The 13547-nt window shown below is 64.4% G+C and carries 11 protein-coding genes; 8 read left to right on the top strand and 3 right to left on the bottom strand.

The window, feature by feature from the left end:
* The 6 genes from kdpB to WBG82_RS14425 all read left to right on the top strand — a co-directional run.
* Nucleotides 1–1082, top strand: a 1082-nt coding sequence (gene kdpB, locus WBG82_RS14450; RefSeq protein WP_424425389.1) for a potassium-transporting ATPase subunit KdpB, incomplete at its 5' end; no start/stop codon positions are given.
* Between the two features lie 10 nt (nt 1083–1092).
* Nucleotides 1093–1701, top strand: a complete 609-nt coding sequence (gene kdpC / locus WBG82_RS14445) for a potassium-transporting ATPase subunit KdpC (RefSeq protein WP_424425387.1) — start codon at nt 1093–1095, stop codon at nt 1699–1701.
* Nucleotides 1702–1715: 14 nt separating this feature from the next.
* Nucleotides 1716–4400 carry a DUF4118 domain-containing protein gene (locus WBG82_RS14440; RefSeq protein WP_424425385.1) on the top strand — a complete coding sequence of 895 codons (2685 nt, stop codon included), beginning with the start codon at nt 1716–1718 and terminating at the stop codon, nt 4398–4400.
* On the top strand, nt 4397–5086 hold the full coding sequence (locus WBG82_RS14435; protein ID WP_424425383.1) for a response regulator: 690 nt from the start codon (nt 4397–4399) through the stop codon (nt 5084–5086). Before WBG82_RS14440 ends, WBG82_RS14435 begins: the two co-directional genes overlap by 4 nt.
* A 197-nt stretch (nt 5087–5283) precedes the next feature.
* Nucleotides 5284–6036, top strand: coding sequence for a TetR/AcrR family transcriptional regulator (locus tag WBG82_RS14430; protein WP_424425381.1), 753 nt, complete (start codon nt 5284–5286; stop codon nt 6034–6036).
* A gap of 168 nt (nt 6037–6204) precedes the next feature.
* Nucleotides 6205–7602: an MFS transporter gene (locus WBG82_RS14425; protein ID WP_424425379.1), complete on the top strand. Its 1398-nt coding sequence runs from the start codon at nt 6205–6207 to the stop codon at nt 7600–7602.
* Here the strand turns inward: WBG82_RS14425 and WBG82_RS14420 are convergent.
* Nucleotides 7599–8633, bottom strand: coding sequence for an AI-2E family transporter (locus tag WBG82_RS14420; protein WP_424425377.1), 1035 nt, complete (start codon nt 8631–8633; stop codon nt 7599–7601). The genes WBG82_RS14425 and WBG82_RS14420 overlap by 4 nt on opposite strands.
* A gap of 181 nt (nt 8634–8814) precedes the next feature.
* Between WBG82_RS14420 and ettA the strand changes: the two genes are divergently transcribed.
* On the top strand, nt 8815–10470 hold the full coding sequence (gene ettA, locus WBG82_RS14415; RefSeq protein WP_424425375.1) for an energy-dependent translational throttle protein EttA: 1656 nt from the start codon (nt 8815–8817) through the stop codon (nt 10468–10470).
* Nucleotides 10471–10549: 79 nt separating this feature from the next.
* On the opposite strand, the gene WBG82_RS14410 is transcribed toward ettA, so the two are convergent.
* Nucleotides 10550–11176 carry a TetR/AcrR family transcriptional regulator gene (locus WBG82_RS14410; RefSeq protein ID WP_424425373.1) on the bottom strand — a complete coding sequence of 209 codons (627 nt, stop codon included), beginning with the start codon at nt 11174–11176 and terminating at the stop codon, nt 10550–10552.
* Nucleotides 11177–11334: 158 nt separating this feature from the next.
* Here WBG82_RS14410 and WBG82_RS14405 point away from each other — a divergent pair, with 158 nt between their 5' ends.
* Nucleotides 11335–12723, top strand: coding sequence for an aspartate aminotransferase family protein (locus WBG82_RS14405; RefSeq protein ID WP_424425371.1), 1389 nt, complete (start codon nt 11335–11337; stop codon nt 12721–12723).
* Between the two features lie 72 nt (nt 12724–12795).
* Here WBG82_RS14405 and WBG82_RS14400 read toward each other — a convergent pair whose 3' ends face one another.
* Entirely contained in the window at nt 12796–13479 is a 684-nt protein-coding gene (locus tag WBG82_RS14400; protein ID WP_424425369.1) for an MlaC/ttg2D family ABC transporter substrate-binding protein, read from the bottom strand.
* Between the last annotated feature and the right edge of the window lie 68 nt (nt 13480–13547).

Genomic DNA, 13547 nt, shown 5'->3' with positions numbered 1-13547 from the left:
TGCCGGGCGTGAGCGCGATGGAGCTTGCCGATGCGGCGCAGCTTTCCTCGCTCAGCGACGAGACGCCGGAAGGCCGCTCCATCGTCGTGCTCGCCAAGGAAAAATACGGCCTGCGCGGCCGCGAGCTGGCGAGCCTGCATGCGAAGTTCATTCCGTTTTCCGCGCAGACCCGCATGAGCGGCATCGACATGGAAGGACACAGGATAAGAAAGGGTGCCGCCGACTCGATCCTCGATTTCATTCGCGCCGAGGCGCCGGACGTCGTGGTGCCGAAGGAATTTCAGCAGGCCGTCGACCGCATCGCGCGTTCCGGCGGTACGCCGCTCGCGGTCGCGAAGGATCAGGCGATCCTGGGCATCATTCATCTCAAGGACATCATAAAGGGCGGCATCCGCGAGCGCTTTGCCGCGCTGCGCCGCATGGGCATCCGCACCATCATGATCACAGGCGACAATCCGCTCACGGCAGCGGCCATCGCGGCGGAGTCTGGCGTCGACGATTTTCTCGCGCAGGCGACGCCCGAGGACAAGCTGCGGCTCATTCGCGAGGAACAGGCCAAGGGAAAGCTCGTCGCCATGTGCGGCGATGGCACCAATGACGCCCCCGCGCTCGCGCAGGCCGATGTCGGCGTCGCCATGCAGACGGGAACGCAGGCAGCCCGCGAGGCGGGCAACATGATCGACCTCGATAGCGACCCGACGAAGCTCATCGAGGTCGTCGCCATCGGCAAGCAATTGCTTATGACGCGCGGGACGCTCACCACTTTCTCGATCGCCAATGACGTCGCCAAATATTTTGCGATCATTCCGGCCATGTTCGCGGCCTTTTATCCCGGCCTCGGCGTCCTCAACATCATGGGTCTCGCGACGCCGCAAAGCGCGATCCTGTCGGCGATCATCTTCAATGCGCTCATCATCATCGCCCTGATCCCGCTCGCCCTGCGCGGCGTCCGGTACACGCCGCGCAGCGCCGCCGCCTTCCTCATGCGCAATCTGCTGATTTACGGGGCAGGCGGAGTGATCGTCCCCTTCATCGGCATCAAGCTCATCGACATTCTCATCACCGCCATCGGTCTTGCATGAGGAAGATGCCATGCTGAAGGAAATCCGCCCCGCCATCGCTCTCACGATCCTCTTCACGGTGATGCTTGGCATCATCTACCCGCTCGGCATGACGCGCCTTGCGCAAACGATCTTTCCTCATCAGGCAGAGGGCAGCCTCATCCTGCGGAACGGGACGGTGATCGGCTCCGGGATCATCGGGCAGGCATTCGCCCGCTCCGACTATTTTCACGGGCGCCCATCGGCGACGACCGGGACCGACGAGAAGGGCGGCATGATCGCGCTTCCCGACAATGCCGCCAATTCGATGGGGTCCAATCTCGGGCCCACGAACAAGGCGCTGATCGAGCGTATCCGGAGCGATGTCGAGAGGATGAAGGCCGAAAACCCCGGCATGGCCGTTCCGGTCGATCTTGTGACGACCTCGGCGAGTGGCCTCGACCCCGACATCACGCCCGCCGCCGCCCTCTTTCAGGTGCCGCGCGTCGCAAAGGCCCGAAACCTCGATCCCGCCCGGCTTCAGGCGCTTGTCGGTCAGTTCACGCGGCCGCGAACTCTCGGTATCATTGGCGAGCCGTCGGTCAACGTCCTGCAGCTCAACATGGCGCTCGACGCCGCGACGGCGAAAATGGCGCGCTGATCCGACAGGGCCATATGGCAGGCATCGACCAGACTGCAAGACGACCCGCACCCGAAGCCCTGCTCGTGGAGGCGGCGGCGGAAGGGCGGGGCAAACTCAAGATCTTTCTCGGCGCCGCTCCCGGCGTCGGGAAGACCTATGAAATGCTCGGCTCCGGCGCCGAGCGCCACAGGGAAGGCGCGGACGTCGTTATCGGCATCGTCGAGACGCATGGCCGCGCGGAAACGGAGCGGCTGGCGCACGGCCTTGAAACGCTGCCTCGCGCGCGTGTGTCCTACAAGGGCCGGATACTGGAAGAGATGGATATCGACGCCGTTCTCGCGAGGCGGCCGTCGCTCGTTCTCGTCGACGAACTCGCGCATACGAATGCGCCCGGATCGCGCCATCCCAAACGCTATCAGGATGTCGAGGAGCTTCTCGACGCTGGCATCGACGTCTACACGACGCTCAACGTGCAGCATGTCGAAAGCCTGAACGACGTCGTGGCGCAGATCACACGGATTCGCGTGCGCGAGACGGTACCGGATTCGATCATCGACCGGGCGGACGAGATCGAGGTCGTCGATGTCACGCCGGAAGTGCTGATCCAGCGCCTCCATGAAGGCAAGGTCTATGTGCGCGACGCGGCGCAGCGCGCTCTCAAGCATTATTTCTCGCCCGGCAATCTGACGGCGCTGCGCGAGCTTGCGCTTCGGCGGACGGCGCAGCGTGTCGACGAGCAGATGCTGAACTATATGCGCGCTCATGCGATTGCGGGCCCGTGGCCGACGGATGAGCGGCTTCTCGTCTGCATCGATGGCGGGCCGACCTCGACCGGCCTTGTGCGCTATGCGCGCCGCTCGGCGGACCGGCTGCGCTGCAACTGGGCGGCGATCCATGTCGAGGCGCTTGGTCACGTTCCGGCGCGCGAGGCCGAGCGGGACAGGTTGAGCGAAGCCTTTCGCCTTGCGGAAAATCTGGGCGGCAAGGCTGTCATGCTCTCGGGCGATCATGTGGCCGACACGATCCTCGACTATGCGCGCGAAAACAACGTGACGCAGATCGTGCTCGGACGGCCGGCCGGGGGCCGCTTTCTCGCGGCCTTCCGGCCCACGCTCGTCGGTTCGCTCATCCGCAATGCCGGCATGATCGGCATTCATGTGGTGCCGGGCGATGCCGGACCTGCCGAAAGGACAATCCGTACGCGCGCCGTGGGCGAGGGCATAGATCCGATGCCCTATGCGGTGAGCACGCTGACCATCGGCCTTGCAATCGTCCTGGGCAGGCTCATCCAGCTCGTTGCGCCGCTTCCCAATATTTCGCTCGTCTTTCTCGCGGCGATCCTCTTCACGGCCGTCAATTACGGTTTGTGGCCGTCGCTTTTTGCCTCGCTCCTCAGCACGCTCGCCTACAACTTCTTCTTTCTGCCGCCGCTCTACACATTCACGATCACCGATCCGGCGAATATCCTCGCGCTCATTTTTTTCACCGTGGTGGCGGTGCTCACCAGCAATCTGACGGCGCGCACGCGGCGCCAGATCGTTGTCGCGCAGGCGCAGATCAAGACGACGACGGAACTCAATTCCTTCAGCCGCAAGCTCGCCGGGATCAACGATCTCGACGACCTTCTCTGGGCCGCATCTTTCCAGATCGCCTCGATGCTGAAGCTGCGCGTCGTCTTTCTCTTTCCGGCGGACGGCCATATGAGCGTTGCGGCGGGCTATCCGCCGGACGATGTCGCCGACGAGGCGGATCTTGCGGCCGCGCGCTGGGCCTTCGATCATCAGTCTCCCGCAGGGCGAGGCTCGAACACGCTGCCGGGAGCGAGGCGGCTCTTTCTGCCGATCAGGACCGCAAGCGGAATGCTCGCCGTTGTCGGTCTCGATCGCGAGGCGCCGGGCGCGCTCTTCACTGCCGACGAGGGGCGGCTCCTCGATGCGCTGCTCGACCAGATCGCGGTTTCGATCGAGCGCATCAGGCTTGCCGAGGATATCGACAATGCGCGCGTCATGAGCGAGACGGAGCGGCTGCGCGCCGCGCTTCTCACTTCCATTTCACACGATCTCAGAACGCCGCTCGCCTCGATCATCGGTGCCGTCTCGAGCCTCAGAAGCTATTTCGACCGTTACGACACGAAGGAGCGGGGCGAATTGATCGCGACCATCGAGGACGAGGCGGAGCGCCTCAACCGCTTTGTCGGAAACCTGCTCGATATCACGCGGCTGGAAGCGGGCGCGCTCAACATCCGCGCCGATCGCGTCGAGATCGGCGAGCTTGTCGAAACGGCGCTGCGCCGCGCGGCGCGCCTGCTGGCGAAGCATCGCGTGGAGGTCGACCTGTCGCCGGACTTGCCGCCTATTCGCGCCGATGCCGTTTTGCTCGAGCAGGTGATCTTCAACCTCCTCGACAATGCGGCCAAATATTCGGACCCCGGCAGCCTCGTCCGCATCAGCGCCGAGCGCGCGCATGACGAGGTCCTCATTCGCGTGAGCGATGAGGGCGAGGGCATTCCGCCCGACGAGATCGAGCATATCTTCGACAAGTTCCACCGCGTCCGCGCGGGCGATCAGCGCCCGGCGGGAACGGGGCTCGGGCTCGCCGTCTGCCGCGGCTTTGTCGAGGCATTTGGCGGGCGCATTACGGCAGCCAACCGGATGGACCGGCGCGGGGCGCAATTCACCATCATGTTGCCCGCGGGCGAGGATGATCGTCGGTCATGAGCGCGCAGACGCATATTCTCGTCGTGGACGACGAGCCGCAGATCCGGCGCTTCCTGCGCACGAGCCTCGGGGCCCAGGGCTACCGGCTTTCGGAGGCGGCGAGCGGCGCGGACGCACTGGCCAGGGCGCAGATGGACGAGCCCGATCTCGTCATTCTCGACCTCGGCCTGCCGGACGGGGACGGCTTTTCGGTGATCGAAAGACTTCGTGAGAAGTCGCAGGTGCCGATCATCGTTCTCTCGGTCCGCAACGATGAAAAGGGCAAGGTGCATGCGCTCGATCTCGGGGCCGACGATTACGTGACCAAGCCGTTCGGGATGGAGGAACTGGTCGCACGCATCCGGGCCGCCATGCGCCACAGGCTTCAGGCGCAGGGCGAGGCGCCCGTCTTCCGCAGCGGCGATCTCGCCGTTGATCTCGTGTGGCGCATCGTCACGGTCGGGGACCGGGAGGTGAAACTCTCGGCCCGCGAATACGACCTGCTCCGCATTCTCGTCATGCATGCGGGCAAGGTGCTGACGCATGGCTTCCTGCTTCGCGAGGTCTGGGGGCCGGCTCATACGGAAGACGTGCAATATCTGCGCGTCTATGTCCGCCAGCTTCGCGAAAAGCTCGAGGCAGATCCGACGATCCCGCGTCATATCCTGACGGAGACGGGCGTGGGCTACCGGCTGAGAGCCGAGTGACGGCGGGCCTAGTGCAACGGGCGTCAGCGCGTCCGGATTTGGCGCGATGGCGCGCTTGCGGGCACCAGCACTTTATTGGTGCGTCTGCATAAATCATCCACATGATTTTTATTCAAATTGGGTCATACGAAGGCAGGTCTGACGCGCTTTTGGGCAGCGATGTGTTATTATGTCAAATTGTTAGGATCGTAGCGGGAATGAAGCGGGGTTGGGCTGTCGACATGAAGGGCGACGAGACGAGGGATCGTATCAAGCTGGCTGCATTGAAGCTCTTTGCGGAGCGCGGCGTCGATGGGGTCTCGATCCGCGAGATCGTTTCGGAAGCCGGGCAGCGCAATGTGGGCTCCCTGCATTATTATTTCCGGACGAAGGAAGCGCTGGTCCGCGAACTCGTGATCGATGGCGCGAAAGTCATCAATGATCGCCGCAACGAGATGCTCGCCCGTCTTCATCGCGATGGCGGGCCGACGACACTCCGCGAAGTCATCGAGATGCTCGTCTGGCCGTCCATCGGCGGCAGCGATATACGGGAGCAGGACGGCACCTATATGCGCTTCGTCGCCTCCCTTTCGATGAACCACCGCGAGATCATCACCAGAGCGCTGCAAGGCGGCGAGTGGGATTCCGGCTATCGGGAATGCCTGAAGCACATAAGGGAGCTTTTGCCGCATATTCCCGAACGGGTTCTCGATCAGCGCATCGTCTTCATGGGCATCTATCTCGGCGCGACCATCGCGTCCCGCGCTTCGGCGGTCGATGCGGGCGGCAAGGCCCGCGATTTCTGGATGATCAAGTCCACCATGGACAATTTCATCGACACGATTCAGGCGCTGCTCGAAGCCCCTGTCGAGGGGGAAGCCGGGTTTCATCGGCAGGAGCATGCGCGCCCCGGCGAGCTTTCCGAAATTCGGGCGCCGATCGAATTGCGCAATCAGGCGGCCCGCGCCTAGCGGGCGGATGCCGATGGCGCACGCATAAGCCTCGGGCGCTTCCGTTCGGGCTCGCAAACTCTTTCGTTCCTGCTACAGATTCCGGGTCCCGGTTCCGGCAGCCTCATGCCTGCCGGGACAATGCGGGGCATTGCCGCAACGAGAATTCCGGAACGGGTGGCCTTTGAAATGAGCAGCGAGGCGGAGCGGCGGGACGGCTGGCGCGATCTGTTGCGGGAAGGGCGTTTCGCCCGGTTCGCGCTTCTCTGCCTCGGGGTCTGGCTCAATGCGGCGGACGCATTGATGACGGCGACCATCATGCCGAGCGTCGCGCGCGATATTGGCGGCTATGCCTATTTCGGCTGGGCCATCGCGGGCTACCTGCTCGGCTCGATCGTGGCAGGCGCAAGCGCCGGGCAGTTCTCCATGCGGTTCGGCGTGCGGCGGGCCCTGGCGATGGCGGCCATGGTCTATGCGGCGGGATGCGTCGTCAGCGCGATTGCGCCCGAGATCGCGAGCTTCCTTGTCGGCCGGCTGCTTCAGGGCGTCGGCGCGGGCTGGGTCGTCGGCCTTTGCTACGTCGCCATCGGAACGATGTTTCCCGAGCATCTATGGGCGCGCGTGCTCGCCTCCATCTCTGGCGTCTGGGGCGTCGCCACGCTGCTGAGCCCGCTGATCGGCGGCATATTCGCGGAAGCCGGCATCTGGCGCTGGTCCTTCTGGCTCTTCGCGGCGCAGGGAGCGGGCTTCGCGGCGGCGGCGCTGGCGCTGCTCGGAGAGGGCCATCCGCAACGGGGCGACCATAAGCTGCCGATCCGGCAGCTTGCGATCCTGACGGCCGGCATTCTCGCCATCGCGGCGGCGGGCCTCCTTCCGGATGCCGCTCGGGCGCTCGCTCTCGGCGCTGCCGGCCTTGCGCTCCTCCTCTGGTTCGTTCGCTTCGATGCGCGCTCGCGCGCGCCGCTCCTGCCGCGCCAGACCGGAAACCCCGCAACGGCCGCCGGGGCGGGCTATGCGATGATCTTCCTTCTCGCAGCCGGAACGATCAGCTTCAGCGTCTATGGCTCGGCTATCATGCAGGCGCTTTACGGGAGTTCGCCGCTTGCCGCGGGCTATATCATCGGCGCGGAGGCCATGGCCTGGACGCTGGCGGCGCTCACCGTTTCAAGCCTGCCCGACAGGTGGCACGGCTTCTTCATTCGCCTCGGCGCGAGTTGCATCGTCGCAGGCGTGGCGGGGCTTGCAATCGCGATGCCGCAGGGCCCCGTGGCCGCCATCGTCGCCAGCGCCATAATCATGGGATGCGGCTTCGGCCTTGCCTGGGCGTTCATGGCGCGGCGCATTCTTTCGAGTGTCGACGGGGAGGAGAGGGCGGTCGCCTCTTCCGCCGTGCCGACGATGCAGCTTGTCGGCGGCGCGGCCGGCTCGGCGGGCGCAGGCGCCATCGCCAATCTGCTCGGCTTCGTCCACGGCATAGACGCGGCGACGGCGGCGGCGGGGAGCTTCTGGCTCTTTGCGGCCTTCGTGCCCGTGGTCGGGCTCGGCTGGCTCGCGGCCTGGCGGCTTGCGGGGCTCGAACGCGGCTAGATGAGGCCGCGCGCGGAAAGCTCGTCCTTCACATAGGCGTAGTAGATCGGCGCGGCGATGACGCCGGGCACGCCGAACCACGCTTCCATCGCCAGCATCGCGATCAGCATTTCCCATGCGCGCGAGCGGATCTGTGTGCCGATGATGCGCGCATTGACGAAATATTCGAGCTTGTGGATGAGGACGAGGAACAGCAGCGATCCGATCGCGGCGGAGGCCGAAACACTGAGGCTCACGATCACGATGACCGTGTTCGAGATGAGATTGCCGATGACGGGGAGAAGCCCGGCGATGAAGGTGACGGCGATCATGGTCTTCACAAGCGGAAGATTGATGCCGATCGCGGGCAGGATCGCCGCCAGATAAAGCGCGGTCAGGAGCGTGTTGAGCGCGGAGATGCGGACCTGCGCGAAGACCACGCGGCGGAACGCATTGCCGAGGATCTGCGCGCGCCCGAGCAGCGCTCCCCGCAGCGGCGGCAGATTGGCCGGCGTCGGCGTCGCCTCGCCCAGCACGGCAAGGCCGCCGATGACCGCGCCGACAATGATGTGAACGACGATGCGGCCGAAATTCTCGCCGACGCTTTGCAGGATCCCCGCATGCGCCCGCAGCCATTGCGCGGCCTCCCGCTCCCAATCCTGCGCCGTGGCGGGAAGCATGTCCTGCGCCCAGGCGGGGAAATGGGTGCGCGCCGTCAGCACGATATCCGCCATTTTCTGCATCAGGATGACGACGTTGTCGGAACTGTCGGTGAAGAAGGCGGTGAGGCCCGCGACGCCAGAGGAGAGGATCAGGGTTGCGATGAAGGCGAGAAGCGCCAGAGCCACCGCCTTGCCTGTCCGGTGCGTGAGGCCCGGAATGTGGACATAGGGCGCCATCATGTGCACGAGTTCATAGACGAGCACGCCGGCGAGGAAGGCGGCGAGAAGCCCGAGATTGAGCACGGCATAGAGCGCCAGCCCCATGAGAGCGAGGGCCGCGATCTCTATCCTGCGGGTGCTGGCCAGCTCGAAGGCCGTCGGTGCAGTCATTCTGTTCCTTCTCGCCTGAGCGGTGTCTTGAGGCCCCTGTCCGGCGGCGAGCATATAACCGCCCGCGGCATCGGCCTACAGCCAAAGGGACGGGCCGGATGGCGAGGGCCGATTTGCCGCCCGTGGCGCGATCGGCTAGAAGAGGCCCGACATTCCCCAGACCGTCGAGAGCGAACCGCCTATGGCATCCTATCAATATGTCTACGTTATGGACCGCCTGTCCAAGACCTATCCGGGCGGCAAGCAGGTTCTGAAAGATATCCGCCTGTCCTTCCTGCCGGGCGTCAAGATCGGCGTCGTTGGTCTCAACGGCGCGGGTAAATCGACGCTGCTGCGGATCATGGCCGGGGTGGACAAGGATTACACCGGCGATGCCTGGGCGGCGGATGGCGCGAAGATCGGCTATCTCGCGCAGGAGCCGGAACTCGACCCGGCGAAAGACGTTTTCGGAAACGTGCTCGATGGCGTGAAGGAGAAGCGCGCGCTTCTCGACCGCTATAACGAGATCGCGGTCAATTATTCCGACGAGACCGCCGACGAGATGGCGAAGCTCCAGGACACGATCGACGCGCAGAACCTCTGGGATCTCGACAGCCAGATCGAAATGGCGATGGACGCGCTGCGCTGCCCGGCGGGCGATGCGGATGTGGCGAAGCTTTCGGGCGGCGAAAAGCGCCGCGTCGCGCTTTGCCGCCTGCTGCTCGAGGGGCCCGATCTCCTGCTTCTCGACGAGCCGACCAACCATCTCGACGCCGAATCGGTCGCCTGGCTTCAGAACTATCTGAAGGAGTACAAGGGCACGGTCATTCTCGTCACCCACGATCGCTATTTCCTCGACAATGTGACGGGCTGGATCCTCGAGCTCGATCGCGGCCAGGGCATCCCCTATGAGGGCAACTATTCCTCATGGCTCGAGCAGAAGCAGAAGCGGCTCGAACAGGAGGGCAGGCAGGACGAAGCGACGCAGCGCACGCTTGCGCGCGAACTCGAATGGATCAGGCAGAGCCCGAAGGCCCGGCAGGCCAAGAGCAAGGCGCGTATCCGCGCCTATGACGAGCTGCTCGCCGAGGCAGGCCGCCAGCAGGAAGGCAAGGCGCAGATCGTCATTCCCGCCGGTCCGCGCCTCGGCGGCGTGGTGGTGGAGGCGGAGAACCTCTCCAAGGCGTTCGGCGACCGTCTGCTCATCGACGATCTCTCCTTCAAGCTGCCGCCCGGCGGCATTGTCGGCGTCATCGGTCCCACCGGCGCCGGCAAGACGACGCTCTTCCGCATGCTGACGGGTCAGGAAAAGCCCGATAACGGCGCGCTCAAGGTCGGCGAGACGGTGGTGATGGGCTATGTGGACCAGAGCCGCGACGATCTCGATCCGAACAAGACGGTCTGGGAGGAAATCTCCGGCGGCACGGACATCGTCGAGCTTGGCAAGATCACCATGCCGAGCCGGGCCTATGTCGGCGCCTTCAACTTCAAGGGCGGCGACCAGCAGAAGAAGGTCGGCGTTCTCTCCGGCGGCGAGCGCAACCGCGTTCATCTGGCGAAGATGCTGAAATCGGGCGCCAATCTTCTTCTCCTCGACGAACCGACCAACGATCTCGACGTCGATACGCTGCGCGCGCTCGAAGACGCGCTCGTGGCCTTCGCGGGCTGCGCCATCGTCATCAGCCACGATCGCTGGTTCCTCGATCGCATCGCGACGCACATCCTTGCGTTCGAGGGCGACAGCCACGTCGAATGGTTCGAGGGCAATTATCAGGACTATGAGGAGGACAAGAAGCGCCGCCTCGGGCCGCAGGCGGAAATCCCGCACCGGATCAAATACAAGCGCTTCAGCCGCTGAGAAGGCGGGCAGGATCGGAGACGGAACGGCGCGGGGGGCTCCCGCGCCGTTTTCTTTTGCGCTTCTTCTGGTTCTGGCGTCAGCGCCGCGGCGCTTCGGGCATGTCGAGAGCGATATAGGCCGTGAGGATGCTCTTGAATTCGCGCGAGAGCGTGCCGAGCGCCGATTGCGGCACGCGCACGACCTCGATCACATAGGCATCGAGCATGATGGTGGCGATCCGCGCCAGCGTCGAAGCCCGGCGCTTCGCGATACCCATGGCTTCGAGAAGGCGGGTCAGTTGCCTTGCCACCTGCGCGTTGATGCGGTCGTCGAGCTTGCGAAGCTCGGGATCGGCCTTGAGCGCGTGCAGTATGATGGCGGTGACGGGCGCCGCGCGATAGGCTTGCGTGAGGTCGTCGATCAGCGTGTCGACAATGCCCTGCCAAGGCTCGCCCCGGTCCGCGCGCTCGATCAGCAGGTCGAGATCGCTCTTGCGGTGCCGGACGAAATGTCCGGTCAGTTCCGCGACGATCGCCCGCTTGTTGGCGAAGTAATGATAGAGCGAGGTGACGCTGATGCCTGCTTCCTCGGCGACGCGCGTCGTCGTCAGCGCGTCATAGCCTGCTTCCACCAGGAGCCGGGTGGCGGCCTCGAGGATCGCCTGGACGCGGATGCGGGCGCGCCCCTGGCGCGGCGTCGTTCTCTTCGCAAGTGTTGCGGACATGGATGCGGTTCTTGCTCGGGCGGATGGCTTCTGACCGGAATTTGAAAACTACACAAATTGTTTGACCGGGAACAGGGCGACCCCTTAGATTTCAAAAGTTGAATAGTATTCAAAATAAGGCATGGAGCCTTCACGCCATGACAAAGAGGGACCCCGCGATGAGCGACCGGCTGGCCAATCTGCCCGCGCCACTCGAGGCCGAGGGCATATGGAAGAACGTGTTTTCCTATCATCCGATGGATGTGGAGCTGGCGCGAGCGGAGGGGGTCCATCTCTTCGACACCAAGGGCAATCGCTATATCGATGCGTCGGGCGGGCCGATGGCCGTCAATCTGGGGCACAACGACCCCCGCATGCGTGCCGCCGTCGAGGCGCAGATGCGCGACTTCGCCTATGTCCATCCAGTGCTCGCCAACCGTCCGCGCGCGGCGCTCTGCAACGCCATTGCGGAGGTCGCGCCCGAGGGGCTCAATGCGACCTATCTCGTCTCCGGCGGTTCGGAGGCGGTGGAAACCGCCGTCAAGATCGCGCGGCAATATTGGGTCGGCGCGGGCAAGCCCGAAAAGCACAAGGTCATCGCCTGTTACGAGTCCTATCACGGCATGACGCTCGGCACGATGGCGCTGTCCGGCAATGCGGCGACGATGCGGCCCTTCGACCCGATGCTTCAGAAGTGGCCGCATGTCCGTCAGTATTCGGACCATCTGAAGCCCGCCCATCTCGACCGGGATGAGTGGGCGGTCGAATGTGCGCGCGATCTCGAGCGGCTCATCCATTGCGAGGGGGCGCATTCGGTCGCGGCCTTCATCGTGACGCCGCATGGCTGCGGCTCCGAATATGGCGTCGTTGCGCCCGCCCGCTATTGGGAGGAGGTGCGCCGCATCTGCGACGAATACGAGGTCCTGCTGATCGCGGATGAGGTCGTGACAGGCTTCGGCCGGACGGGCGAATGGTTCGGCATGCAGCATTTCGGCGTCGCGCCCGACATCATGACCATGGCCAAGGGCATTTCCTCATGCTTCCTGCCGCTCGGCGCCGTCACGGTGAGCGACGCGATCAACGAGGTCTTCCGCGCCGGTACGCCCTTCATTCACGGCTTCACCAATGGCGGCAACGCGCTTTCCTGCGCGGCGGGGCTTCAGGTCATCGACATCATCAAGGAGGACGGGCTCATCGCCCATTGCCGCAAGATGGGGGAGCGGCTCTTTGCCCAGAAGGAGCGGCTGCTTGCGCATCCGACGGTTGCCGATGCGCGCGGCTGGGGGCTCTTCATGGTTCTCGAAATGGTCGAGAGCAAGGCCAGCCGCGAATATTTCGCGCCCGAGAAGCAGGCGGAGCAGTTGTTCCAGAGCCTCGCGCTCAAGAACGGGCTCGTCTTCTATTCGACGCTCTATGGCGCGCGCCGGCGTCCGCTCTTCCGCCGCGGCCTGCCGCTCTGGGTGTCGCCGCCGCTCACCATTTCGGCAAGCGAGATCGACGAACTGGTCGAGCGGCTCGACCATACGCTCGGCGAATGGGAGCGGATGCTGGGCGTCGCGGGCGCCTGAACGGCCGGAGCCTCGAAATGCGAACGCCCCCGGATTTTGTCCGGGGGCGTTCTCAATTCGATGGAAGGCGTCTCAGGGCGCGGTGCTTGCCGAGCCTGTGGTCGGGAGCTTGCCTGCATCGGCATCTGCGATCTGGTGGCGCAGGTGGTCGAGCAGGGCGTTGAAGTCGCCATTGTGATTGTTGATCACCGAGGTGAAGGCTGAGCGCTGCTCCTGGGCCAGCCACACGCCGACGACGTTGACGTCGAAGATCTTGTAGCCATTGTCCTTCTTCAGGAGCCACCAGGTGACTTCGACGGGCTGGCGTCCGTTCGTGAAATTGATCTGGCTCTGGACGATAGCCTGGTTCGTGCCCTTGAGCTGCGAGCCGGTCACCGCCAGCTTCTCGTCATGATAGTCGGAGAGGCGCGTCACATAGACCTTCACGACGAAATTGTCGAAGAGCTTGAGGTACTCGTCGCGCTGCTCGGCCGTCGGCATGCGGAGGAACTGTCCGAGGCAGAAGGCGGCGATCTTCTGCATGTCCGCATTCTCGGTCAGGAGCTTGTTGAAGGCGGCTTCGCGCGCCGCCTTGTCGAGGCTCTTGTCGCTGATGATCTGGATCGCCTTCGCGGAGATGTCCGAAACCCATGCCTCGGCCGCCGGATCGGCACTCGCGGCCCTTGCGGGCGTGCCTGACATCGCGACCGCGCCGAGAAGGGCGAGCGCGAGCGCAAGCGGTGCGAGGGCGGGACGCATGAACTTGAGCGTAATCATTGCCTGTCTCCTTCAGACGTACACGTCGAAGCGGCCGATCATGGCTTCGGAGGGAACCGAAACTGTCG

It is taken from the genome of Parvibaculum sp. (assembly GCF_049671045.1).
In the GTDB taxonomy this organism is placed as follows: domain Bacteria; phylum Pseudomonadota; class Alphaproteobacteria; order Parvibaculales; family Parvibaculaceae; genus Parvibaculum.
Note: the sequence above shows the minus strand (reverse complement) of the source record. Positions and strands in the feature narration are given on the sequence as shown.